We start from the raw sequence: 23,478 nt of genomic DNA on the forward strand, positions 1-23,478 counted from the left end.
GGTGCAGCTCCAGACGATCTGGGCACCCGCCGTTACGACGCTGATGTTCCTGGTCATCTTCACCCTGGCGCTGGGCGGAGCCAACCGCCAGGTCCTGGGCGTGCCCTTCGCGGACTTCATCGCGCCGGGCCTGATGATCATGGGCATGATGAACAATGCGTTCGCGAACAGCAGCTTCTCCCTGCTGGCGGGCAAGATGCAGGGGACGCTGATCGATTATCTGATGCCGCCGCTGTCGGTCAGCGAATTGCTGCTGGCGCTGGTGGGCGCGGCGGTGACGCGCGCCTTCTGCGTCGGCCTGGCGCTATGGGGAGCCATGGCGCTGTGGCCGGGGGTGCATGTGACCCCGGCGCATCCCTGGGCGATCCTCTGGTTCGGGCTGATGGGCGCGGGGTTGACCGCCTTTATCGGCGTGCTGACCTCCATCTGGGCGGAAAAGTTCGACCATGCCGCAGCCATCACCAATTTCGTGATCGGGCCGATGACGCTGCTGTCGGGGACTTTCTATTCCATCGACCGCCTCGCGCCCGTCTTCCGCGCGATCAGCCACGCCAACCCCTTCTTCTACGCCATTTCCGGCTTCCGTTACGGCTTCGTCGCGGCGGCGGACGGCGATGTCGTGGTGGGCAGCCTGGTGCTGCTGGGGCTGAATATCGCGCTTGGAATGCTGTGCTACGCGCTGCTCAAGCGCGGGTGGAAGCTGAAGGCCTGAAAATAGCGGCACCGTGCTCCTGCGCAGGCAGGAGCGCATATTCTATCACATCAACCCGGCTATCACCGGCACCACCAGCGTCAGGACAAGCAAGGCAAGAACCGCCACCACCCAATGATGCAGCCGGGGAAGGCCGCGTTCATCGCGCCTTCGCTCTGGCTTCAGCAGCATCAGGCAGAAACGCCCTTGCCTCCGACCCGAGTCAGCGCAAAGCCAGCCGCCTCGGCTTCCCGGCGTGGGTAGATGTTGCGCAGGTCGACCAGCACCGGTCCGTTCATCGAAGCCGCCAGCCGCTTGAGGTCCAGCGCCCGAAACGCATCCCACTCCGTCACCAATACCAGCGCGTCCGCGCCGGTCGCCGCTTCATAAGCGTCCTTCGCCATGGTCACGCTGGGCATTAGTGGCGCGGCGACCTCCATGCCCTCGGGATCATAGGCGACGATCTTCGCCCCCGCATCCTCCAGCGCCTGCACGATGGCCAGGCTCGGCGCATCGCGCATGTCGTCGGTATTGGGCTTGAAGGTCAGGCCCAGCAGCGCCACGGTCTTGCCCCGCGCCTCGCCGCCCAGCGCCTTCACGATCTTGCGCCCCATGGCCCGCTTGCGCAGATCGTTCACCTGCACGACGGTCTCGACGATACGGATCGGCGTGTCGTAATCCTGCCCCGTCTTCACCAGCGCCAGCGTATCCTTGGGAAAGCAGGAGCCGCCATAGCCCGGCCCGGCATGCAGGAATTTCGACCCGATGCGGTTATCCAGGCCGATCCCCCGCGACACATCCTGCACCTCCGCGCCGACCGCTTCGCACAGGTCCGCCATCTCGTTGATGAAGGTGATCTTGGTCGCCAGGAAGGCGTTGGCGGCATATTTGATCAACTCGGCCGTCCGCCGCCCGGTGAACATCACCGGCGCCTGGTTGAGGTTCAGTGGCCGGTAGACCTGCGCCATCACGTCGATGGCCCGCTCGCTGCCCGTCGTGCCGACGACGACCCGGTCCGGCCGCTTGAAATCCCCGATAGCCGCGCCTTCGCGCAGGAATTCGGGATTGGACACGACCTGAATGTCCAGATCGGGGCGCGCTTCCCGGACGATCCGCTCGACCTCGTCGCCGGTACCGACCGGAACGGTGGACTTGGTGACGATGACGGTCGGCCCATCCAGCGACTCCGCGATTTCCTTGGCCGCCGCATAGACATAGCTCAGGTCCGCATGCCCGTCGCCGCGCCGCGAGGGCGTGCCCACGGCGATGAAGATCGCATCCGCGCCCTTCACCCCCTTCGCCAGATCGGTGGTGAAGCTCAGCCTTCCGGCCGCTGCATTGCTGCCTACCAGATGGTCGAGCCCCGGCTCGAAAATCGGCATGCGTCCGGATTCGATTGCGGCGATCTTGCCTGCATCCTTGTCCACGCACACCACGTCATGGCCGAAATCGGCAAAGCAGGCGCCTGATACCAGCCCGACATAGCCCGTGCCGATCATCGTGATCTTCATAAAATAACTGAGCCCCCGATTGGGTAGATGGTTCGGCTGGCCTCTAGCACAGCTTCTCGCCCATGCGAAAGCGGGCGTCGGGATTACCCATGTTCAGGGGATGGTTACCATTTTCTGCCAGACACTTACCCGAAAGACGGCTTGCAAAGGCGGGAAAATGGCAAAGGACGGCAAATGAAGGTTGCGCTGGTGTTCGGGACGCGCCCCGAGGCGATCAAGCTGTTTCCGGTGATTCACGCGCTGCGGGCGCGGGAGGATGTCGAAACCCGCGTGATCGTGACCGCGCAGCATCGCGGCCTGCTGGACCAGGTGCTGGAGATCGCCGGCATCGCTCCGGATATCGATCTGGATGTGATGACGCCGAACCAGACGCTGGACGGCCTGACGGCGAAGCTGATCGTGGAACTGGGCAAGGCCTTCGACGCGGAGAAGCCCGATCGCGTGGTCGTGCATGGCGATACCCTTACCACCATGGTCGCCAGCCTTGCCGCCTATTACCGCAAGATTCCCGTCGCCCATGTCGAGGCGGGCCTGCGCAGCGGCGACATCCACCACCCCTGGCCGGAGGAGGTGAACCGCCGCGTCGTCGCCTGCATCGCGGACATGAATTTCGCGCCGACCCAGGCAGCCGCCGACGCGCTGCTGGCGGAAAATCGCGATGCCGCGACCATATATGTAACCGGCAACACGGTGATCGACGCGCTGCTGGCCACCCGCAAGCGCGTGCTGGCCGAACCCCATCTCGCGTCGGGACTCGACAGCCTGGCCCAGCGCTTCGCCGGAAAGCGGATCGTCGCCGTCACCAGCCACCGGCGTGAGAATTTCGGCGGCGGGATGGAGGCGATTGCCCGATCGATCGCCGAAATCGCCGCGCGTCCCGACGTGGCCGTGATCTTCCCCGTCCACCCCAATCCCCATGTGCGCCCTGTCATGGATACCGTGCTGGGCAGCCTTCCCAATGTCGCGATGATTGAGCCGCTGGATTACCCCCATTTCGTTCGCCTGCTGGACCTGTGCCATCTCGTCCTGACCGACAGCGGCGGCGTGCAGGAGGAGGCGCCTTCGCTCGGCAAGCCCGTGCTGGTGATGCGCGAGACCACGGAGCGCCCCGAAGGGGTGACGGCGGGCACCGCGAAACTGGTCGGCACCGATCGAATAAAGATCGTCCGCTCGGTCTTTGCCCTGCTGGATGACGAAGCCGCCTACGCCGCCATGTCCCGCGCCCACAACCCCTTCGGAGACGGTCACGCGTCGGAGCGCATCGCAGACATCATAGCCGCGAGCGCGCAGGCTGAGAATATGGAAGAGGCGGCCTAAACTCGATTGGGAACTGACGGTCCGTTACCGAAATCTTCAGCATTTCCCGCCACAAACGGACCGAATTCAAAAGCTTCCACAGGACCCCCATGCCCCTCGATAAGCTCCAGCAGAAGGTATCCGTCATCGGCCTCGGCTATATCGGCCTGCCGACCGCCGCCCTGATCGCGCGCGGCGGCGCGCAGGTCGTCGGCGTTGACGTCAGCGCCCATGTCGTGGAGACGGTCAACTCCGGTCGCGTGCATATCGAGGAAGTCGATCTCGACGGCCTCGTCCAGGGCGTGGTCTCCCGCGGCAATCTCCGCGCCAGTCTAAAAGTCGAGCCGAGCGATGTCTTCATCATCGCGGTGCCGACTCCCGTGGCCGAAGACCGCGCGCCGGACATCAGCCACGTCCTCAAGGCCGCCCGCACCGTCGCTGAGGTCCTGAAGGCCGGCGATACCGTCATTCTCGAATCCACCTCGCCGGTCGGCACCACCGAAGCCATGCGCGATCTTTTCGCCCAGATCCGCCCCGACCTGAAGATGCCCGAGCCCGGCGTGGCGGGCGACATCGCCATCGCCTATTGCCCCGAACGCGTCCTGCCCGGCCGCATCCTCGTCGAACTGATCGACAATGACCGCTGCATCGGCGGCATCACGCCCCGCTGCGCCCGCAAGGCGCTGGGCTTCTACCGCCAGTTCGTACGCGGCGCCTGCATCACCACCAGCGCCCGCGCCGCCGAAATGGTGAAGCTGGTCGAAAACAGCTTCCGCGACGTCAACATCGCCTTCGCCAACGAACTGTCCGTCATTGCCGAGCGCATGGACATCGACGTGTGGGAGGTCATCCGCCTCGCCAACCGCCATCCCCGTGTCAACATCCTCCAGCCCGGCCCCGGCGTCGGCGGCCACTGCATCGCGGTCGACCCCTGGTTCATCGTCCATGGCGACCCGGAAAACAGCCGCCTCATCCGCACCGCCCGCGAAGTCAATGACGGCAAGACCGACCATGTGGTCGCGAAGGCCTCCGACCTGATCGACGAATATCCGGGGGAGGCGGTCGCCTGCCTTGGCCTCGCCTTCAAACCCAATATCGACGATTTCCGCGAAAGCCCGGCCGTGAAGGTCGCGGCGCGTCTCGCCAAACGCTATGGCCGCCGCATCAAGCTGGTCGAACCTTATGCCCATGATCTGCCGATGGAGTTCGCCGGAACCGGCGCTGAACTCGTCGATCTCGATACGGCTCTGGAACAATGCGGCGTTTTCGTCATTCTTGTCGATCATGACATGTTCAAATCGGTTCCGGTGGACGAACGCGCCGACAAGGCGGTTTACGACACGCGCGGCGTCTGGCCGGATCAGCCACGGCGGCCGACCGCGGGTCAGGTTGTCCCGGATCAGGCCCGGATCGCCATCTGATCGGGCGCTCCGCGCCCTCCTTCGTCCAGCCGATGGTTGCCATGTTCCCGTCGCGCCGTTAACCCCGCCCGCAATGGCAGGCCTTGTGCGTGCCCACTGAATTGCGGGGGATTTAAGCGGCATGAAGCGGCCGACCGACAGCAGGAGCCAAGCGCTGGTCATGATCATGGCCTGCATCTGGCTCGGTGCCTGCTCGACCGTGGAGGACGCGCCGAAGGGGGAAGCCGCTTATGCCGCCATTCCGGCGGCTCCTGCCGTGGGCATGGACTATCGCATATCCCCCGACGATGTCTTGCGCATCCAGGTCTATCATGAACCGGGCCTTTCGCTGGAGGACGCGCAGGTGACGGCCGCGGGCATGGTTCGCATGCCGCTGGTGGGCGATGTTTCCGTCGCCGGACTGTCCGCCAGCGAAGCATCGGACGTCATCGCCGGGCGGCTGGGCGAGCGCTATCTGGTTTCCCCGCAAGTGACGGTATTCGTCAAGAAGGCGGTGGGTCGCCGCATCACCGTGGATGGGGAGGTTCGCGAACCGGGCCTTTTCCCGGTGGAGGGCCGACTGGGGCTGTTGCAGGCGGTCGCGATGGCCAAGGGGCCGACGCGCCTTGCCAGCCTGGGCCAGATCGTCGTGGTCCGGCAATCGGACGGCGAGCGCAAGGCGGCGATGTTCGACCTGGGGGCGATCCGCAGGGGCGAGGCGCCCGATCCTGAAATCCTGCCGGGCGACACCATCATCGTCGGCCTCTCGCGCGCCAAGGCGATATTGGGCGGAACGCTGCTGGCGCTGCCTGCGGTCGGCGCCGGATTCGTCGTGCTGGATGGAGGACTCTGATGGCGCGGCCGGGTCTGCTGATCGACGATAGCGGCGCGTCCACTTCCATGGAGGGACGCGCAGCGCGCTTCGCCGCGGCGGCGAGCGGGGCGTGGACGGCGGTGCGGCGGCATCGCATCATCCTGTTCGTCACCATGGCGCTTTGCGTGCTGGCAGGCGTGGTCTTCATCCTGCTGTCGACGCCCGATTATCGCGCCACCGCCTCCGTCGAGGTGGAGGATGTCCCCGCCGGCGCCGCTGGGGCGGCCGCTGCGCAGCGACAGGCGACGCCGTCCGACAATGAAGCGTTGATGCAGACCGAACTGGAAGTGCTGCGCAGCCGCGCCCTGGCGGAAGATGTGGCCCGCGAACTGGCCTTGATCGGCAGCCGCACCTTCTTCGACGGCATGAACGTGCGCCGGCCGGAGCAGGGAACGGGCGCGCTCAGCCAGCGCCAGGTCGAGACCGAGACGGTTGTGGGCCTGCTGCGCGACAATCTGCATGTCGAACTGCCCGGCAAGTCGCGGGTCATCCGCATCAGCTTCACCAGCGCCGATCCGGTGCTGTCGGCGCGCGTCGCCAACAGCTATGCCGACAGCCTGATCCGCGCCGATCTGAAGCGAGGCTTCGAATCCGGTGTTCAGGCGCGGCGATTCCTGCTCGGCGAATTGGACGGAGCGCGGAAGGATCTGGAACGGGCGGAGCGCGACCTGGCGGTCTATGCCGCCAATGCGGGCGCCATGGCGTTGCCAGGATCGAAGGAGGCCGGATCGAAGGAGGATGACGGCGATCCGTCTCCCGAGGGCACGATCGCGACACGGCTGGCGCAACTCAACGCCTTCCGTGCGCAGGCGACCGCCGACCGCATCGCCGCGCAGAAGCGCTGGGAAAGCGCCCGCATGTCGAGTGTAGAGACGCTGCCGGAAGTGCTGAACAACGGCGCGATGCAGCAGATCATGACGGAAAGGGCGCAGGCGCGGGCGCAGGTCGTGCAGGAACGCCAGTTCCGCAAGGATGCCCACCCCGAAATGCGTGAGGCCCGCGCCCGGCTGGCCGCGCTGGACGATCAGGCGGAGGGCATGGCCAACACGATCCGCGCCTCGCTCAAGGAACAGTTCGATGTCGCCGTGCATGGCGAGAAGCAGATCCAGTCCGAAATCGCCAAGGTCGAGCGGCAGGCCCGGGCCGAACGCGGGCGCGGCGTGCAGATGAGCATATTGGAGCGGCAGGTCGATACCTATCGCCTGCTGCACGACAGCCTGCTCCAGCGTTATCGCGACATGGCATCGCAGGCAGGCTTCCAGGCAGGCCGCATCCAGCCGCTGGACCGGGCGGCGGTGCCTTCGCGGCCTTCTTCCCCCAATATCGGCGTCACCATGCTGTTCGCTTCGCTGGGTGGGCTGATCCTCGGGCTGATGGCGGTGGCGGGGCGGCATATCTTCGACGACGCCGTGACCTCCGCCGACACGCTGGCGGAGCGGGTGAACCTGCCGCTGCTCGGCGCGGTTCCGGCGGGGGAGAAGCCGGGGGCGGAGATTTTCGCGCCGATGGCTTCTTCGCTGCTTCTGGGTTCTGCGGCCGGTCTGCCGCGTTCCATACTCGTCACCAGCGCGCAGGAAGGGGAGGGGAAGTCCTCCACCCTCCATGCCCTGGCCAGGGCGCTGGCGAAACTCGACAAGCGGGTGCTGGTGATCGACGCCGATATGCGGCGGCCCAAGCAGCACAGCCTGTTCGGCATATCGCCCGCTCGTGGGATCAGCGAGTTGATGACGGGCCAGGCCAGGATGGACGACGTCATCGTGGATAGCGGCGTACCGGGCGTGGCCTTGTTGCCCTGCGGGGCGATCCCGCCCAATCCGGCGGAATTGCTGGTCACGCCTGCGATGGATTCCCTGCTGGCTACCGTTCGGGAACGCTATGACACGGTGCTGATCGATGCGCCGCCCATTCTCGGCCTGTCGGATGCCTGCCTGCTGGCGAGCAAGGCGCAGGTGACGTTGCTGGTGGTAGAATGGGGCCGCAATCATCATGGCGGACTGCGCGTCGCCGTCGATCGCTTGCGCCGGGCGGGCGGCGCGATCATTGGCGCGATCCTCACCAAGCAGGAAGGCCGCGCCTTCGAATATGACTATCATCGCGGCGGGTGAGCCAAGTAGCGCGGCGCAACTTCGGCGAAGATTTGCTTAGCCCGCTATGCAATGGCGGCGCGTGGAGCGTTACGGCACAAAGCTGTTCATGGATTGAACGCTCTGGCTGACAACGGCGCAATTGCATGCCGAAAGTCGGTTCAGCAAGCCGGGCCATATCCCGTGGCTTCAGGCCCGGGCAAGCAGTCCTTCCACCAGTCCTTCGAACAGCCGTCGGCCATCGGTCGCACCATGGGCCGGCTCTATCACCCGCTCCGGGTGCGGCATCATGCCCAGCACATTGCCGGCCTCGTTCAGGATAGCCGCGATGTTCCGCGCCGATCCGTTGACGCTCTCCGCATAGCGCAGCGCCACGCGGCCTTCGCCTTCCAGCCGGTCCAGCGTTTGCGCATCGGCAAAATAATTGCCGTCATGATGCGCCACCGGAAAGCTGATCGCCTCGCCAGCTTCATAGCGGCTGGTGAAGGCGCTCTGCGCATTCTCGACCGTCAGCGCCACGTCGCGGCAGACGAAATGCCCGCCCGCATTGCGCAGCAGCGCACCGGGCAACAGCCCGCTCTCCGTCAGCACCTGGAAACCGTTGCAGATGCCCAGCACATAGGCCCCGCGATCCGCCGCCTTCGCCACTGCATGCATCACCGGCGAACGGGCCGCCATCGCGCCGGAACGCAGATAGTCGCCATAGGAAAAGCCGCCCGGCACGCCGATCAGGTCGAGATCGTCGGGCAGTTCCGTGTCGCGGTGCCAGATCATGGCAGGCTTTGTCCCGGTCGCCGTCTCGAACGCCACGGCGAGGTCGCGGTCGCAATTGCTGCCGGGAAAGACGATGACGGCGCTCTTCATGGCTCAGGCCTTTTCGATGCGGTAGTTTTCGATCACCGTGTTCGCCAGCAGCTTGCGGCACATGGCGTCGATGTCCTCGTCGCTGGTGCCGTCGGCCAGGTCCAGTTCGATCAGCTTGCCCGCGCGCACATCATTGACGCCGCCGAAGCCAAGGCCTTCCAGCGCGTGATGGATCGCCTTGCCCTGCGGGTCGAGGACACCGCCCTTGAGGGTGACGAAGATGCGGGCTTTCATGAGTGTGGAACTCCGTAAAACAGGCTTTCGCGCACCCCCGGGGCATTCTGCCTGCAGAATGCGCAAGCCGTGAAAACCGGAGGGCTGGCGATCGTTTGAATCGTCCAGCCCTCTAGTCCCGGAGCGCCCGGCAAGCAAGGCATTATGCTTTTGTTAGCGGCCATGGCGTTATCCATCCCGCAGAGGGAAGGATTTTCGCATGGCCGGTCTTGCTTTGGCGATGTTCGTGGGGCTTTTCGCCTTCGGTCAGCAGGTCATGGGCTATGACGATCCCCATGGCCGGGTTCAGCTGGCGCTTCTGGCGACCTTCACCTTCGGCGTCCTGATCGGCTATCGCGCGCATAGCTGACGCGCAGGCGCCAAACGCCGCAAAAAAGATGCTCCCCCAACGAGCCGCCTTGCTTTAGGCGGAGCGCCATGAATCCGGATTATCTCTATTATGCCTGCGCCATAAGCGCGGTTATCCTGTCGGGCCTTGCCAAGGGTGGATTTGCCGGGGTTGGCGCGCTGGCCATGCCGATCCTCGCCCTGGGCGTCGATCCCGTGCGGGGAGCGGCGATCATGCTGCCCATTCTGATCCTGCAGGATGTGGTCGGCGTCTGGTCGTTCCGGCATAGCTGGGACCGGCATGTCCTTAAGGTCATGCTGCCCGGCATGGCGGCCGGCGTAGGGCTGGGCTATTTCTTCGCCGCCCGCGTGTCCGAAATCGCGGTGATGGGCGTGCTGGGCCTGATTTCGACATTGTTCGGCCTGCATCGGCTCTGGATCGAGCGGGGCGGCGCGATCGTGTTGCCGTCGACCTCGCCCTCATGGGTGGGCGTGCTGCTCGGCGTGGCGAGCGGCTTCACCAGCCAGATCGCGCATGCCGGGGCGCCGCCCTTCCAGATGTGGGTTCTGCCCAAGCGCCTGTCGCGCGACGTTCTGGTGGGGACGACCGCGATCGCCTTTGCGGTGACGAACTGGATGAAGGTGCCGGCCTATGCTGCCCTGGGGCAGTTCACCAGGGCGAACCTGCTGGCGACGGCGATGCTGATCCCGCTTGCGGTCGTGTCGACCATGGCCGGCGTGGCGTTGGTGCGGCGCTTCGATCCCGCCCGCTTCTACACGCTGATCTATGTGCTGATGGTTTTGCTGGGGATCAAGCTGATGGCGGACGCGCTGCTCGCCTGAGCCGCGCGTCCGGATTCCCATCAGTCCTTGCCGCGCTTCTTGCGATGGGTGTCGAGGTCGAGGACGGTTGTATCCACGCCCTCCGGCATCAGGCCCAAGCGCCGGGCGACTTCCTGATAGGCCTCGACTTCACCGCCCAGGTCGCGGCGGAAACGGTCCTTGTCCAGCTTCTCGCCGGTCGCCATGTCCCAGAGGCGGCAACCGTCGGGGCTGATCTCGTCCGCAAGGATGATGCGGCTATAGTCGCCGTCCCACAGGCGACCGAATTCCAGCTTGAAGTCGATCAGGCGAATGCCGATGCCCGCGAACAGGCCGCACATGAAGTCGTTGATGCGGATCGCCATGTCGGCAATGTCGTGCATTTCGTCCTGGCTGGCCCATCCGAAGCAGGCGATATGCTCTTCGGACACCAGCGGGTCGCCCAGCGCGTCGTCCTTGTAGCAATATTCGATGAGCGTGCGGGGAAGCTGCGTTCCCTCCTCGATCCCCAGCTTCTTGCTGAGCGAACCCGCGGCGACGTTGCGCACGACCACCTCGATCGGCACGATTTCCACCTGACGGACGAGTTGTTCGCGCATGTTGAGGCGGCGGATGAAGTGGGTAGGAACGCCGATCTGGCCGAGCAGGGTGAAGATATGCTCGGAAATCCGGTTGTTGAGCACGCCCTTGCCCGAAATCGTGCCCTTCTTCTGGGCGTTGAAGGCGGTCGCGTCATCCTTGAAATATTGGATGATCGTACCCGGCTCGGGGCCTTCATAAAGGATCTTTGCCTTGCCTTCGTAGATCTGGCGGCGACGGGCCATATGCGGTTCCTGTCTTCCCAATAAAGAATGTGCCCCGGCAAACGCGAATCGGGAAGGATCAGCGGGTGCCGGGGCTGCTTGGGCTGGCCCTTAGACCAAAAGGGGCGGGGGTGCAAATGGGCGAGTTCCGGCGAGGGAGCCCGCTACAGCACGTCGCCGAACATGAACCAGATCAGCGCCAGCCAGGCCAGAAGGCCGACCACGCCCAATATGACGCCCGATCTGGCGCGAATGGCGGCCAGGGCGCCGCCCGCTTCTTCCTCATCATCCATCGGTGCGACTGTAGCGGCGCTGGCGGGAAAGTTAAGCCGGTTGCGCCTCCTGTGTCACCTCGCCATTGCGTTGGACCGCCATCAGCCGCTCCGTGAAGCGCTGCCGCCACCAGCTTATGTCCTGCTTTTCGACACTGTCCATCATGGCGCGCCATCGCCGCTTGCGTTCGTCCAGCGGCATGGAGAGCGCGCGGGTGATGGCGTCGGACATCTCCTCCGGACTATAGGGATTGATCAGCAGCGCGTCCTTGAGCTGCTGGGCGGCGCCGGCGAAGCGCGACAGGATGAGGACGCCGGGATCGTCCGGATTTTGCGCGGCGACATATTCCTTGGCGACCAGGTTCATGCCGTCGCGCAACGGCGTGACGAGCCCGATCTTGGCCGCGCGGTAGATGCCGGCCAGCTTGTCGCGCGGATAGCCCTGATTGACGTAGCGGATCGGGGTCCAGTCCACATCGCTATATTCCCCGTTGATGCGGCCGGCGAGCGCATCCAGGGTTGCGCGGATCTGCTGGTAGCTCTCCACCTCGCCGCGGGAAGGCGGGGCGATCTGCGTCAGGACGACATTGCGATGCTGTTCGCTATGATCCTTCAGGAAGCGGGCGTAGCCGTTGAACCGTTCTTCCAGTCCCTTGCTATAGTCCAGACGGTCGACACCCACGATCATCGCGCGATCCTGCAGCGACCGGCGGACCTTTTCATACATGTCCTTGGCCGCATCGCTGACGGCGGCGCTGGCATATTCCTGCGCGTTGATGCCGATGGGGCAGGCGATCGCCTGAATCGTCCGCTTGCCCAGCGTCACGAAATCGCCGTCCACCGAACCGCCCATTTCGCGTTCGACATAATGGCGGAAGGATTCCAGCCATTCCTCGGTATGGAACCCCACGACATCATAGGCGAAAAGCGCCTGTACCAGCTTGCTGTGGTGGGGCAGCGACACCAGCAGCCGGGTCGGCGGCCATGGGATGTGCAGGAAGAAGCCCATGCGATTGTCATGGCCCCGGTCGCGCAGCATCCGGCCGAGCGGGATCATGTGGTAATCCTGGACCCAGATGATGTCTTCCGGTTCGATCAGCGGGCTGGTCGTGTCCGCGAAGCGTTGGTTGACGCGGTTATACCCGCCTTCGAAATCGCGCGCATATTCGGCCAGGTCTATCCGGAAGTGGAACAGCGGCCAGAGGGTCTTGTTGGCATAGCCATTATAATATTCGTCGACATCCTGCTCCTCCAGGTCGATGGTCGCGGTCTTGACGCCTTCATCCTCCGAAAAGCCGATCTGCCCGGTGAAATTCTCCGTGATCTCGCCGGACCAGCCGACCCAGATGCCGCGGCTTTCGCGCAGCGCCTGGGAAAGCGCGACGGCCAGGCCGCCCTGGTTGCCGTTCTTGGTCGGGCGGCTGACCCGGTTCGAAATGACTATCAGGCGGCTCATGCCAAGCGCCTCCATGCCAAGCGCTTCATCGCATCACGCTCCACGGTTTGCTCAAGAGCACGGCGCAATTGATGATGCCGACCAATGAGTAGGTTTGGGGATAGTTCCCCCACAATTCCCCGGTGACGGGATCGATGTCTTCGGAAAGCAGGCCGGCGGCGGTGCGGCGGGACAGCATCTCCTCGAACAGGGCGCGCGCCTCCTCGCTGCGGCCGGTCCGATGCAGGGCCTCTATCAGCCAGAAGGTGCAGACGTTGAAGGCGGTGACCGGCTCCCCGAAATCGTCCGGCGCGCTGTAGCGCAGCATGTCGTTGCCCCGGCGCAGGTCCTTTTCCAGCGCCTTCAGCGTTCCGATGAACATGGGATTGTCCGCCGTCAGGAAGCGCAGGTCGATCAGCTGGAGCAGGGAGGCGTCCCTCGCATCGTCCTCGAAATTGGCGGAGATGGCGTTGCTGTCCGTCCGCCAGGCCGACTGGAGGATGCGGGCCTTCATGATTTCCGCCCGCTCGCGCCAATGGACTTCGCGGTCCGGCAGCCCAAGGGCGGCTGCCGCATGGGCGAGGCGGTCGCACGCCGCCCAGCACATCACCGCGCTGTAGCTGTGGACATGCGCGCGGGTGCGCAGTTCCCACAGGCCGGCATCGGGCTTGTCATAGACCTGCCAGGCGCGCTCGCCCACGGCCTCCAGCGCTTCGAAGTCCGACAGCCCCGCCATGCGCAGCAGGCGCTGGTCGATGAAGCCCTGAACGGAGGAGAGGACGATCTGCCCATAGGCGTCGTGCTGTACCTGGGAATAGGCGGCATTGCCGACGCGCACCGGCCCCATGCCGCGATAGCCGGGCAGGTTCTGCGCCTCCCGCTCCTCCAGCGTGGCGTTGCCGCGCACGTCGTAGAGCGGCTGGATATGGCCGCCCCGCGCGCCGTCGACGATGTTGCGGAGGTAGACGAGATAGCTTTCCAGAACGTCCAGCGCGCCCAGCCGGTTCAGCGCCTCCACCGTATAATAGGCGTCCCTGATCCAGCAGTAGCGATAGTCCCAGTTGCGGCCGCTGTCGGCATGTTCGGGGATGCTGGTGGTCAGCGCGGCGACGATGGCGCCGGTCTCCTCATGCTGGCAGAGCTTGAGCGTGATGGCGGAGCGGATCACCGCCTCCTGCCACTCGGCCGGAATGGCCAGGCTTCGCACCCAGATCTGCCATTCGTGGATCGTGTCGTCCAGCATCCGCTCCACCGCGGGGCGGAGGGCGTCGGAAAAGCTCTCGTCCGGCCCCAGGAAGAAATGCATGTCATGTTCCAGCCGGAACCAGCTTTCCTGGGAAATCAGGCCGATGGGCGCATTGGTGGACATGCGCATCGCCATGTAAGACAGCACCAGCCGGATATGGTTGGAGCCATAGCTGATCGGCACCTTTTCCGAATGCCAGGAGGTGGTGGGGCGCAGCCTGACGCGGATGCGCGGGCTGCCCGATACGGGCCGGACGACGCGGGCGAACGCGACGGGGCGGTACATCCGCCCCTGATGCTTGTGGCGCGGGCAGAAATCGTAAAGCTCTATCGCATTGCCCTGCGCGTCGGTCTGGCGCGTCACCAGCACAGGCGTGTTGCGGATATAATGCTGCTCGATCCGGGCGCAGTTCTCCAGCTCTATGGCCCAGAAGCCCCGCGAATCCGGTTGGTCCCAGGCGGCATCGTCCAGCAGCGCCGAGAATACGGGATCGCCGTCGACGCGGGGGACGCAGGCCCATATCATCCGCCCGGCCCGGTCGATCAGCGCCGATGCCTGGCAATTGCCGATGGGCCACAGGTCGAGCGTGCGCTCATCCCCGCCCGGAAGGTCGTTTTTCTGCGTTTCTATCGGTCCGTCCCCCTTGTTCGTGCACGACAGGGGCGCCGGACCATCGGATCAGTCGGTGCCAGCGACCCCCTGGGCAAGATAATGCCTGACGGCGGCAACCTGTTCCAAAGAGAATGCGGCGAGCGTCGCCCTGGGCACGCCGACGAGAATGCCGGAGCCGCCCAGATCGCGTGCGACGGCAAAGCCCTCCTCATCGGTGACGTCGTCCCCGATGAACAGCGGCGTGCCGCCGGCCATGGGTGCGCGGCGCATCAGTGTGCGGACGGCGCTGCCCTTGTCGGCGCCGCCGGGACGCAGTTCGTAGAGCATCTTGCCCGGCTGGAGCGCGAGGTCGAGCCGATCCGCCAGGCTGGCGGCCAGATCGCCTGCTTCCCGGCCCCATTGCGGGGCGCCGCGGAAATGAAGGCCGACGCTGATCGTCTTGCGTTCGACGAGGACGCCGGCCTTTCCGGCCGCGAAGGTCTGGAAGGCGGCTTCCGCCTCATCGATCGCGGGGAGGCGGGCAGGCGCTTCTACGGGGCGGCCGGGTTCCGCCAGTTCCAGCCCATGGGTGCCGGCGAGCAGGAACTGCCCGAAGCCGAAATCGCGCAATGTCGCGACGGATCGGCCGCTGACGATGGCAAGCCGCCCATCCAGCCGGTCGCGCAGACGGCCGAGGAGGGCGAGCAGATCGTCATCGACCTCCACGCCGTCGGGCGTATCGGCTATGGGGGCCAGCGTTCCGTCGAAGTCGAGGAACAGCGCGGCCCCTGTCAGCAGCCGGGGCGGCGGAGGGGGAAGATCGGGAACAGGGGAAAGGCGGGAATCGGACACGCGCGCAAGTTGGCGTGTGGCGCGGATTGTGCAACCCCCGTCGCACCATGTTCGCGATTTTCGAGGGGCTTCATCGCCGTTCCTCGATCCAGGGGGCAGACCAGGCGATGCGGTGGAGAGCGCAGAAGGCCTGCATGATGGCGGCGATCAGGCCGGGGCGATTCCGGGCGGCTTCGTGGCCGTTGGGGGACGGCCGGGCGTCCTTGGACAAGTGCATGGCAAGGCTCCTTTTCCATGAATGATCCGGAGAATGGATTTCGTTTCGTGGGAATTCCTATCGCTCTTTTCCGGTGGGGCGGCCAACAAAAGGATGGACGCGAATCATAAGGCTGGCTTATCCATGGCAGATGAGCCAGTTGCCGCCCCTATCCGCCGTCCGCGTGTTCGAGGCCGCCGCGCGGCTGGAGAATTTCACGGTTGCGGCGCAGGAGCTGGGGATGACCCAGGCGGCCGTCAGTTATCAGGTGAAATTGCTGGAGGAGCGGCTGGGCATCAGCCTGTTCCAGAGGGCGGGGCGGAAAGTGGCGCTGACCGACAAGGGGCGGGAGATCGCCACGATCCTGTCCCGCGCCTTCGACCAGATGCGGGAAGGGTTCGCCGCGCTGACGCAGGACCATTCGACGATCCTGACGATCAGTTGCACCAACAGTTTCGCGCATCTCTGGCTGGCGCAGCGCATCGGCACGTTCCAGATGCGCCAGCCGGGGCTGGCCGTGCGGATCGACGCGACCGACCGGGTGGTGGACTTCGCCCGCGACGGCGTGGACGTGGCGGTGCGGGGCGGGCGGGGCGATTGGCCGGGGCTGGAGGCGAAGCTGCTGACCCACAACCGGCTGGCGCCGCTGTGCAGCCCGTCATGGCTGGCGGCGAACGGGCCGATAGCCGATGCGCGGGCGCTGCACGCCATGCCGCGCCTGTCGCCGGACGACATGTGGTGGCATGAATGGTTCGCCGCCATGGGGGTGGAGGCGGACGGCAAGGGGCTGCCGCCCGCGATCGCGCTCGATTCCCAGGTGATGGAGGGGCGCGCCGCCATGGCGGGGCAGGGCGTGGCCATCGTCAATCCCTTCCTGTGGAAGACCGAGGTGGAGGCCGGGTTGCTGGTGGAGGCCCTGCCATCCTATGTCCGGGAACGGGCGAGCTATTGGGTGGTCTATCCGCCCCATGCCCGCAACACCGCCAAGGTGAAGGCCTTTCGCGACTGGATCGGCGCGGAGTTCGCGCGGGAGATCGCGGCGGACCCGGAGGCGCGGTTTTTGCCGCGGTGAAGCGCGTTGATGTCGCCGTGTTCCTGCGGAGGCGGGAAACCAGTTCTGCGCTAGGCCGCGTGGGCGAATTCGGAATGTCGGGAAATGGCCGATTCAGGACATTCCCCTCCCGTAAACGGGAGGGTTAGGGTGGGTGCGAGCGTAGCGAGCTTCCAGCTTAGCCGTTGAAAATTCACGCTGATGTCGCGCCAGCCCACCCCCTAGCCCCCTCCCGCCTGCGGGAGGGGGAATGTCCGCAATCCACGCGGATCACTCAGTCCGGCGGGTCTTGCATTTGTCCATGCTGCCTGGCGTGAAAGGGCGACAGCTTAACCGGGCTCTCATGAGCCACTTGTCTCCTTCGAGTGCCTTCGCAGGAGCAGGAGGGGATTAAACCCCGTTTCCGTTTTGTCGCGGCGCTGCTATTCCCCGTTGCGATGACCGAATTTCGCGACCCGTTCGACGCTATCAAGGATCACCCGTTCGACGATGCGCTGTCCCAGCGCTACCTCGTCTATGCGCTCTCCACCATCACGGCGCGGTCGTTGCCGGATTTGCGCGACGGGCTGAAGCCGGTGCACCGGCGGCTGCTCTGGGCGATGCGGCTGCTGCGGATGGAGCCGGGCGGGGCTTCGCCCGACGTGCTGGTCGCCAATCCGGCGCGCAACACCACGCCGTACAAGAAATGCGCCCGCGTCGTCGGCGACGTCATCGGCAAATATCACCCGCATGGCGACGCGTCGGTCTATGACGCCATGGTGCGTCTGGCGCAGGATTTCTCGCTGCGCACGCCGCTGGTCGACGGGCAGGGCAATTTCGGCAATATCGACGGCGATAATGCGGCGGCGATGCGCTATACCGAGGCGCGGCTGACGCAGGCCGCCGCCGACCTGATGGCCGGGCTGGACGAAGGCACCGTCGAATTCCGCCCGACCTATAATGGCGAGGATCAGGAGCCGGAGGTGTTTCCCGGCCTGTTCCCCAATCTGCTGGCCAACGGCGCCACCGGCATCGCGGTCGGCATGGCGACCAGCATCCCGCCGCATAATGTCGCCGAACTGATCGATGCGGCCAGCCTGCTGATCGACAATCCGGACGCCGAGCATGCCGAGCTGATGCGGATCGTGCGCGGTCCGGACTTTCCGACCGGCGGCGTGCTGGTGGACAGCGCTTCCATCATTTCAGAGGCTTATGCGACGGGGCGGGGATCGTTTCGAACCCGCGCCCGCTGGCACAAGGAGGATGGCGGGCGGGGCACATGGGTCGCGGTGGTGACGCAAATCCCCTTCCAGGTGCAGAAGTCCAAGCTGATCGAGCAGATCGCGGCGCTGATCAACGACAGGAAGCTGCCGATCCTGGCCGATGTGCGCGACGAGAGCGACACCGAGATCCGCATCGTCATCGAACCCCGCGCCCGCACCGTCGACCCCGACGTGCTGATGGACAGCCTGTTCCGGCTGACCGATCTGGAAAACCGCTTTCCGCTGAACCTGAACGTGCTGGACGCGACGCGCACGCCAAGGGTGCTGGGGCTGAAGACGGTCCTCGTCGAATGGCTGAAGCACCAGATCGACGTGCTGGTGAAGCGCGCCCAGCACCGGCTGGACAAGATCGCGGCGCGGCTGGAGCTGCTGGACGGCTATATCATCGCCTATCTGAACCTTGACCGGGTGATCGAGATCATCCGGACCGAGGATGAGCCGAAAGAGGTGATGATGGCCGAGTTCGGCCTGAACGACCGGCAGGCCGAGGCGATCCTGAACATGCGGCTGCGGTCCCTGCGCAAGCTGGAGGAGATGGAGCTGCGGCGCGAGCATTCGGAACTGCTGAAGGAACGCGACGAGCTGACAAAGCTGGTGGAAAGCCCGGCGCGGCAGCGGACGCGGCTGAAGAAGGATCTGGCGGACCTTCGCAAGCGCTATTCGCCCGAGAGCGATTTCGGCCGGCGGCGCACGCTCGTCGAGGAGGCGGCGCCGGCGCGGGAAATCCCGCTGGAGGCGATGATCGAGAAGGAGCCGATCACCGTGATCCTGTCCGAGCGCGGCTGGATCAGGGCGATGAGCGGGCATCGCGACCTTGCTTCGGCGGACACGCTGAAATTCAAGGAAGGCGACGGTCCGATGATCGCCTTCCACGCGCAGACCACCGACAAGCTGCTGCTGGCGACGGAGACCGGGCGCGTCTTCACGCTGGGCGCGGACAAGCTGCCCGGCGGGCGCGGCTTTGGCGATCCGGTCCGGTCGCTGGTCGACATGGACGGCACCGGCAATATCGTCGCCCTGCTGCCTGCGCGGGCGGGTGGCGAACTGCTGCTTGCATCCTCGGACGGGCGCGGCTTCGTGGCGGCGGTGGCGGATGTGATCGCCGAAACGCGCAAGGGCAAGCAGGTCGTCAATGTGCGGACCGGCGCGAAGCTGAGCGTCGTGCATCCCATCGCGCCGGAGGCGGACAGCGTCGCCGTGATGGGCGAAAACCGCAAGCTGCTGGTCTTCTCGCTCACTGAAATGCCGCGCATGGCGCGCGGTCAGGGCGTGCAGATGCAGCGCTATCGCGACGGCGGGCTGTCCGATGCCATCGCCTTCCGCCTGTCCGACGGGCTGAGCTGGGCCATGGGTGGAGGAACGGGGCGGGTGCGCACGGAAGCCGACATGACGCCATGGCGCGTCGCCAGGGGTGCGGCCGGGCGCATGCCGCCCACGGGCTTCCCGCGCGATAACCGGTTCTGAGAAGCTGATTTTTTCGTTACTATCGCGCTGGAATCGGGAATGTCGTTTCCCGAAAATTTACCCTTTGGGCCTATCGCCGGGCCTATGGAAGCCATGTCGATGCGTGATCGGCCGACCGAAATGCCGGACATCCAGCTCCTTCTGGGGCAGGATGACGCGCATCTTTCCCATCGCGTGGCGATAGCCGACTGGCTGGCTGCGCTGCCTTATCCGGCGGCTGCATTCTCCTTCGAAGACAATAGGTTGTCCATGGTGGCGACCAATGCGCCGTTCGGAAACTGCTTCACCTGCAGCAATCCGGGCGAAGCCGAACGGCCCCATGCGGCCGAATGGCGCAGGCGGATCGTGCAGAGCGTCCTGTCCGGGCGCGATTCGGAAGGTTTCGAATTGCGCCGCGACGGCATGTTGGGCCCCGAATATTTCTACTGCACCGTCGGGCGGCTGCCCGAACCGGATGGCGAACCCAATCTGTTCCTGTTCACCGCACTCGACCGGACGAGCGACCGGACCATCGAGAAGAACCTGCGGCGCGAATTATTGTCCGACGGCCTGACCGCGCTTCCCAACCGCACGGGATTTGGCGAGGAGATCGAGGACCGGCTGACCAACACGCCCTGGCCGGACAATGCGCAGTTCGGCATCCTCGCCATCGATCTGAGCCGGTTCAGCCGGGTCAATGAATCCCTGGGCCCGATGGCCGGCGACGAGTTGCTGATCACGGTTGCCAAGCGGTTGAAGTCCAGCCTGCGGCAGGGCGATGTGCTGGCGCGCATCGGCGGCAACGACTTTGCGATTTTCGCAAGGTTTAACAATGGTTTGTCGGACGCCCTTCATATCGTTCAGCGCATCCGGGACTCGCTCAGCTATCCGATCAGGCTGAGCGATCTGCAAATCCGGGTCGATTGCGCGATCGGCTGCGCCCTGTCGACCAGCCTGACCGAAGACCCCGAGGATGTGGTGCGCAAGGCGCAGGCCGCGGTGAAGATCGCCAAGCGCAGCGGCAAGGTGGAAATCTACCGCAATGGCGTGCTGAAGGAGGCGCAGCGGCGATTTTCCGTCGAGAGCCGCCTGCGCGATGCGCTGGCCCAGGGGGGGCTGACCCTGGCCTTCCAGCCGCTGATCCACCTGCAGACGGGTGAAATCACCGGCTTCGAGGCGCTGGCGCGGTGGGAGGATGAAGAACTGGGTCATGTTTCGCCCGCCGAGTTCATCGCCGTGGCGGAGGAAAGCGGGCTGATCACGCCGCTGGGCCGCTGGGCGGCCTATGAGGCGGCGCAGGCGCTCAGCCGGTGGGATGCGAAATTCGGCCAGGCGTTGCCGGTGGGCGTCAATGTGAACCTTTCCCCGATCCAGATGGCGCGGGACGATGTCGCATCCATGTTCGAGGAAGCGCTGCGCTATGCGGGCATTTCGGGCAAGCGGCTGACGGCGGAACTGACCGAAAGCGCCATCGTGGCGGACCCCGAAAAGGCGCGGAAGCTGCTGTTCGCGCTCAAGGACCTGCACATGCCGATCGCCATGGACGATTTCGGCACCGGCTATTCCAACCTGGCGAGCCTGCACAGCCTGCCCATCGACATATTGAAGATCGACCGCAGTTTCGTGACATCCATGCTGGAGGACCGGGACAAGGAGATCATGGTGCGCACCATCCTGTCGCTGGCCGAATCGCTGGGGCTGCATGTCACGGCCGAGGGGATCGAGACGCAGCAACTGGCCCATGCGTTGCAGAATCTGGGGTGCTGGCAGGGGCAGGGCTATTATTTCGCGCGGCCGATGGCGGAGGGCGATGCCTATGACTATTGGCGGGCGCGCTGGAATTTCGAAACGGTCTGATCCGCGATTTCCGAGACGCGGGCTGCGTCGGGAAAATCCTCCGCCACCCAGATGTCCTGAACCTCGGCCAGCGCCTTCGCCACGTCCGGGCCGGGCTGAAGGCCCCGCGCGATCAGCGCGCCGCCGCCCAGCGGCAGGCGCGGCGGGGCCCAGTCCGCGAGCATCTTCAGGCCGTCGAGCGGAGCCGAGGGATCGATCAGGATACGGTCGATGGCCCCTTCCACGCCGATCCGGAAGGCGAGGGCGCGGGGGGTCGCGCCGGTGGCGGCGCCTTCCAGCGCGGCGGTCAGGCGCTTGCGGGCCTTGTTGGACAATTTGAGCCGGGCGCCCACCTGATCGGCGGCGCGCGGGTCCGGCGGAAGCAGGGCCGCCAGGCGGCGCAGGGCCGCAGGGGCGATGCCGGAGGCGGCCTCCCGCTCGACCAGCATGGACAGGCGGGCCAGTCCGTCATGGTCGACCTCCGGCAGGACGGGCAGCAATATGCTGCCGTCGACCATGAGCCGGAGCGAGGCGAGCGGCCCGGGCAGGGCGAGCAGTTTGAGCAGTTCGTCCGCAATGCGTTCGCGCGAAAGGGCCATCAGGCTGTTGGCGGCGTCGCGGCAGGCGGCATAGGCCTCCACATCCGGTTCGTCATGGCCGAAGCGCGCGAGGAAACGGAAATAGCGCAGGATGCGGAGATGATCCTCCGCGATGCGGGCGCTTGCCTCTCCGATGAAGCGGACGCGATGCGCGCGGAGATCGGCGACGCCGCCGAAGAAGTCCGTGATGGCGTGGGTGAGGGGGTCGGCATAGAGCGCGTTGATGGTGAAATCGCGCCGGGCGGCGTCTTCGCGCCAGTCGTCGGTATAGGCGATGGTGGCGCGGCGGCCGTCCGTGCTGACGTCGCGGCGGAGGGTCGTGATCTCCACCGGCCAGCCGTTGATCACCGCCGTGATCGTGCCATGGTCGATGCCGGTGGGGACGGCCTTTATCCCGGCGGCCCTGAGGCGGTCGATGACGGACTGCGGCTCCAGCACGGTGGCGATGTCCAGGTCGTTGACCGGCAGGCCCAGCAGGCCGTCGCGAACGGCGCCGCCGACGAAGCGGGCGAGGCCCTGTTCCGCGCCGAGCGCCCTCAGCAGCGCGTCCAGGCCGGGGCGATGGCGCCAGTCGGCGTCAGGCAGCAGGCTGGTCATGGCCTAGCCTGCGCGACAGATTGGCGAGGATTGCGGCGGTGATGCCCCAGATGCGGCGTCCTTCCCAGAATATTTCGTAATAATGCCTTTCAACACCCTGATAATCTATCGATTTCCTGATCCGGTTGGCGGGATTGAGGGCGAAGGAGAGGGGAAGTTCGAACAGCTCCGCCACCTCCGCTTCGCGGGGGGAGAGGGGAAGGTCGGGCGGGATCACGCCGAGCACGGGGACGATGTCGAAGCCGGTGAAGGTGTGATAGCGGTCCGACGTGCCGATGATGTCGACGAGGTCGGGAGGGAGGCCGATCTCCTCCTGCGCTTCCCGCAGGGCGCCGGCGATTTCGTCGGGGTCGTCGTCGTCGACCCGTCCGCCGGGGAAGGCGACCTGTCCGGCATGCTGGCGCAGTCCGGCGGAGCGCTGGGTCAGGATCAGTCCGGGTTCGGGACGGTCGGTGATCGCGACCAGCACGGCCGCGGGCGAGAGCAGGATGTCGCCGTCGATCCGGGGGTCGCGGGTGTCGGAGGGTATCAGGCCGACCTCCCGCTCATGTCCCTGCCTGAGGGCGGTCCGCAGCCGTTCCGCCAGGGTCATGCCGATCCGTCCAGCGCGAAGAAGGCGCCGTTGCTCCAGAGGCCGATGGGTTGGGCGCCTTCGTCCAGCGCCAGGTTCATCAGTTCATAATAGACGCTGCGGGCGATCAGCGCCTCCAGCCCGCCGCGGACATGGAGATAGGGATGCGGCCCGTCCGGCGTTTCGCGCAGGACAAGGGCGTTGTCCGGGCCGGCGGCGACCAGGTCGCCCGTGTTGAGCCGGAAGGCGAGGTTGCGCGCCCGGCCTTCGCCTTCGCTCTTGAGCTCGACGGCGATGAAGGGGGCATCCTCCACCTCGATCGAGAGTTTCTCTACGGGCGTGACCAGGACGTGGCTGCCGTCGGGTTCGCGGCGCAGGATGGTGGAGAAGAGGCGGACCATGGCTTCGCGGCCGATGGGCGAGCCCTGATGGAACCAGGTGCCGTCGCGGGCGATGCGCATGTCGCTGTCGCCGCAATGGTCGGGGTTCCACTTCTCCACGGGCGGAAGGCGCTTTTCCGCCAGCAGGCGCGCGACATCGCTGAGGGACAGGCTGGAAAGATCGGGGGGCGGCTCCATCGGCATGGGGCCGAGATAGGGGGGCTTGGGCGCGAAGGCAAAA

The 23,478-nt window shown here is 65.6% G+C and carries 23 protein-coding genes; 10 read left to right on the forward strand and 13 right to left on the reverse strand.

What is annotated here, in order from left to right; genetic code table 11:
- Nucleotide 1 precedes the first annotated feature (1 nt).
- Nucleotides 2-712 carry an ABC transporter permease gene (locus tag A8G00_RS18375; RefSeq protein WP_253258033.1) on the forward strand — a complete coding sequence of 237 codons (711 nt, stop codon included), beginning with the start codon at nt 2-4 and terminating at the stop codon, nt 710-712.
- A 45-nt stretch (nt 713-757) separates the two neighbouring features.
- Here A8G00_RS18375 and A8G00_RS25815 read toward each other — a convergent pair whose 3' ends face one another.
- A complete protein-coding gene (locus A8G00_RS25815; protein ID WP_268873877.1) occupies nt 758-883 on the reverse strand; it encodes a hypothetical protein in 126 nt (41 codons plus the stop codon).
- Nucleotides 883-2,202 (reverse strand): UDP-glucose/GDP-mannose dehydrogenase family protein, encoded by a 1,320-nt coding sequence (locus A8G00_RS18380; RefSeq protein WP_103001358.1) that lies wholly within the window; start codon nt 2,200-2,202, stop codon nt 883-885. The genes A8G00_RS25815 and A8G00_RS18380 overlap by 1 nt, the downstream gene beginning before the upstream one ends.
- 174 nt (nt 2,203-2,376) lie before the next feature.
- On the opposite strand from A8G00_RS18380, the gene wecB reads away from it, so the two are divergent.
- From wecB to A8G00_RS18400, 4 genes are all read left to right on the forward strand, one after another.
- The gene (wecB, locus tag A8G00_RS18385; RefSeq protein ID WP_048578358.1) at nt 2,377-3,519 is read left to right on the forward strand and encodes a non-hydrolyzing UDP-N-acetylglucosamine 2-epimerase; all 1,143 of its coding nucleotides are present in this window, start codon (nt 2,377-2,379) and stop codon (nt 3,517-3,519) included.
- An 89-nt stretch (nt 3,520-3,608) separates the two neighbouring features.
- Entirely contained in the window at nt 3,609-4,919 is a 1,311-nt protein-coding gene (gene wecC / locus A8G00_RS18390) for a UDP-N-acetyl-D-mannosamine dehydrogenase (protein WP_103001359.1), read from the forward strand.
- Between the two features lie 121 nt (nt 4,920-5,040).
- Nucleotides 5,041-5,751 carry a polysaccharide biosynthesis/export family protein gene (locus tag A8G00_RS18395; protein WP_103001360.1) on the forward strand — a complete coding sequence of 237 codons (711 nt, stop codon included), beginning with the start codon at nt 5,041-5,043 and terminating at the stop codon, nt 5,749-5,751.
- Nucleotides 5,751-7,877 (forward strand): polysaccharide biosynthesis tyrosine autokinase, encoded by a 2,127-nt coding sequence (locus A8G00_RS18400; RefSeq protein WP_103001361.1) that lies wholly within the window; start codon nt 5,751-5,753, stop codon nt 7,875-7,877. The genes A8G00_RS18395 and A8G00_RS18400 overlap by 1 nt, the downstream gene beginning before the upstream one ends.
- 168 nt (nt 7,878-8,045) lie before the next feature.
- Here A8G00_RS18400 and purQ read toward each other — a convergent pair whose 3' ends face one another.
- Both purQ and purS read right to left on the reverse strand, forming a co-directional pair.
- Nucleotides 8,046-8,720 (reverse strand): phosphoribosylformylglycinamidine synthase subunit PurQ, encoded by a 675-nt coding sequence (gene purQ, locus A8G00_RS18405; protein WP_103001362.1) that lies wholly within the window; start codon nt 8,718-8,720, stop codon nt 8,046-8,048.
- A 3-nt stretch (nt 8,721-8,723) separates the two neighbouring features.
- On the reverse strand, nt 8,724-8,954 hold the full coding sequence (gene purS / locus A8G00_RS18410) for a phosphoribosylformylglycinamidine synthase subunit PurS (protein ID WP_007682101.1): 231 nt from the start codon (nt 8,952-8,954) through the stop codon (nt 8,724-8,726).
- A 199-nt stretch (nt 8,955-9,153) separates the two neighbouring features.
- On the opposite strand from purS, the gene A8G00_RS25285 reads away from it, so the two are divergent.
- Together A8G00_RS25285 and A8G00_RS18415 are read left to right on the forward strand one after the other, a co-directional pair.
- Nucleotides 9,154-9,303 carry a hypothetical protein gene (locus A8G00_RS25285; protein ID WP_165363364.1) on the forward strand — a complete coding sequence of 50 codons (150 nt, stop codon included), beginning with the start codon at nt 9,154-9,156 and terminating at the stop codon, nt 9,301-9,303.
- Nucleotides 9,304-9,371: 68 nt separating this feature from the next.
- Nucleotides 9,372-10,124, forward strand: coding sequence for a sulfite exporter TauE/SafE family protein (locus tag A8G00_RS18415; RefSeq protein ID WP_025551065.1), 753 nt, complete (start codon nt 9,372-9,374; stop codon nt 10,122-10,124).
- Nucleotides 10,125-10,144: 20 nt separating this feature from the next.
- Here A8G00_RS18415 and purC read toward each other — a convergent pair whose 3' ends face one another.
- The 6 genes from purC to A8G00_RS25290 all read right to left on the reverse strand — a co-directional run bounded on the left by purC (nt 10,145) and on the right by A8G00_RS25290 (nt 15,519).
- Nucleotides 10,145-10,927 carry a phosphoribosylaminoimidazolesuccinocarboxamide synthase gene (purC, locus tag A8G00_RS18420; protein WP_025551063.1) on the reverse strand — a complete coding sequence of 261 codons (783 nt, stop codon included), beginning with the start codon at nt 10,925-10,927 and terminating at the stop codon, nt 10,145-10,147.
- Between the two features lie 143 nt (nt 10,928-11,070).
- Nucleotides 11,071-11,199, reverse strand: a complete 129-nt coding sequence (locus A8G00_RS25820) for a hypothetical protein (protein WP_262857224.1) — start codon at nt 11,197-11,199, stop codon at nt 11,071-11,073.
- Nucleotides 11,200-11,230: 31 nt separating this feature from the next.
- The gene (gene otsA, locus A8G00_RS18425; protein WP_103001373.1) at nt 11,231-12,634 is read right to left on the reverse strand and encodes an alpha,alpha-trehalose-phosphate synthase (UDP-forming); all 1,404 of its coding nucleotides are present in this window, start codon (nt 12,632-12,634) and stop codon (nt 11,231-11,233) included.
- A gap of 25 nt (nt 12,635-12,659) precedes the next feature.
- Nucleotides 12,660-14,438 carry a glycoside hydrolase family 15 protein gene (locus A8G00_RS18430; RefSeq protein WP_226870241.1) on the reverse strand — a complete coding sequence of 593 codons (1,779 nt, stop codon included), beginning with the start codon at nt 14,436-14,438 and terminating at the stop codon, nt 12,660-12,662.
- 99 nt (nt 14,439-14,537) lie between these two features.
- Nucleotides 14,538-15,302 carry a trehalose-phosphatase gene (otsB, locus tag A8G00_RS18435; protein WP_025551060.1) on the reverse strand — a complete coding sequence of 255 codons (765 nt, stop codon included), beginning with the start codon at nt 15,300-15,302 and terminating at the stop codon, nt 14,538-14,540.
- A 70-nt stretch (nt 15,303-15,372) separates the two neighbouring features.
- Nucleotides 15,373-15,519, reverse strand: a complete 147-nt coding sequence (locus A8G00_RS25290; protein ID WP_172451907.1) for a hypothetical protein — start codon at nt 15,517-15,519, stop codon at nt 15,373-15,375.
- Nucleotides 15,520-15,649: 130 nt separating this feature from the next.
- Here A8G00_RS25290 and A8G00_RS18440 point away from each other — a divergent pair, with 130 nt between their 5' ends.
- The 3 genes from A8G00_RS18440 to A8G00_RS18450 all read left to right on the forward strand — a co-directional run bounded on the left by A8G00_RS18440 (nt 15,650) and on the right by A8G00_RS18450 (nt 21,111).
- Complete coding sequence (locus A8G00_RS18440; protein WP_025551056.1) at nt 15,650-16,570, forward strand: LysR substrate-binding domain-containing protein; 921 nt, start codon at nt 15,650-15,652, stop codon at nt 16,568-16,570.
- 416 nt (nt 16,571-16,986) lie between these two features.
- Nucleotides 16,987-19,275, forward strand: a complete 2,289-nt coding sequence (parC, locus tag A8G00_RS18445) for a DNA topoisomerase IV subunit A (protein ID WP_044663107.1) — start codon at nt 16,987-16,989, stop codon at nt 19,273-19,275.
- 84 nt (nt 19,276-19,359) lie between these two features.
- Entirely contained in the window at nt 19,360-21,111 is a 1,752-nt protein-coding gene (locus A8G00_RS18450; protein ID WP_103001363.1) for a bifunctional diguanylate cyclase/phosphodiesterase, read from the forward strand.
- Here the strand turns inward: A8G00_RS18450 and A8G00_RS18455 are convergent.
- From A8G00_RS18455 to A8G00_RS18465, 3 genes are read right to left on the reverse strand one after another with little or no spacing between them, the layout of a single operon-like run.
- The gene (locus tag A8G00_RS18455; RefSeq protein WP_103001364.1) at nt 21,075-22,286 is read right to left on the reverse strand and encodes a CCA tRNA nucleotidyltransferase; all 1,212 of its coding nucleotides are present in this window, start codon (nt 22,284-22,286) and stop codon (nt 21,075-21,077) included. The two genes, A8G00_RS18450 and A8G00_RS18455, sit on opposite strands and share 37 nt — an antisense overlap.
- A complete protein-coding gene (locus A8G00_RS18460) occupies nt 22,267-22,878 on the reverse strand; it encodes a CoA pyrophosphatase (RefSeq protein ID WP_103001365.1) in 612 nt (203 codons plus the stop codon). Before A8G00_RS18460 ends, A8G00_RS18455 begins: the two co-directional genes overlap by 20 nt.
- On the reverse strand, nt 22,875-23,441 hold the full coding sequence (locus A8G00_RS18465) for a DUF1285 domain-containing protein (protein WP_044661985.1): 567 nt from the start codon (nt 23,439-23,441) through the stop codon (nt 22,875-22,877). Before A8G00_RS18465 ends, A8G00_RS18460 begins: the two co-directional genes overlap by 4 nt.
- Nucleotides 23,442-23,478: the final 37 nt, after the last annotated feature.

Source organism: Sphingobium sp. SA916 (assembly GCF_002894065.1).
GTDB lineage: Bacteria > Pseudomonadota > Alphaproteobacteria > Sphingomonadales > Sphingomonadaceae > Sphingobium > Sphingobium fuliginis.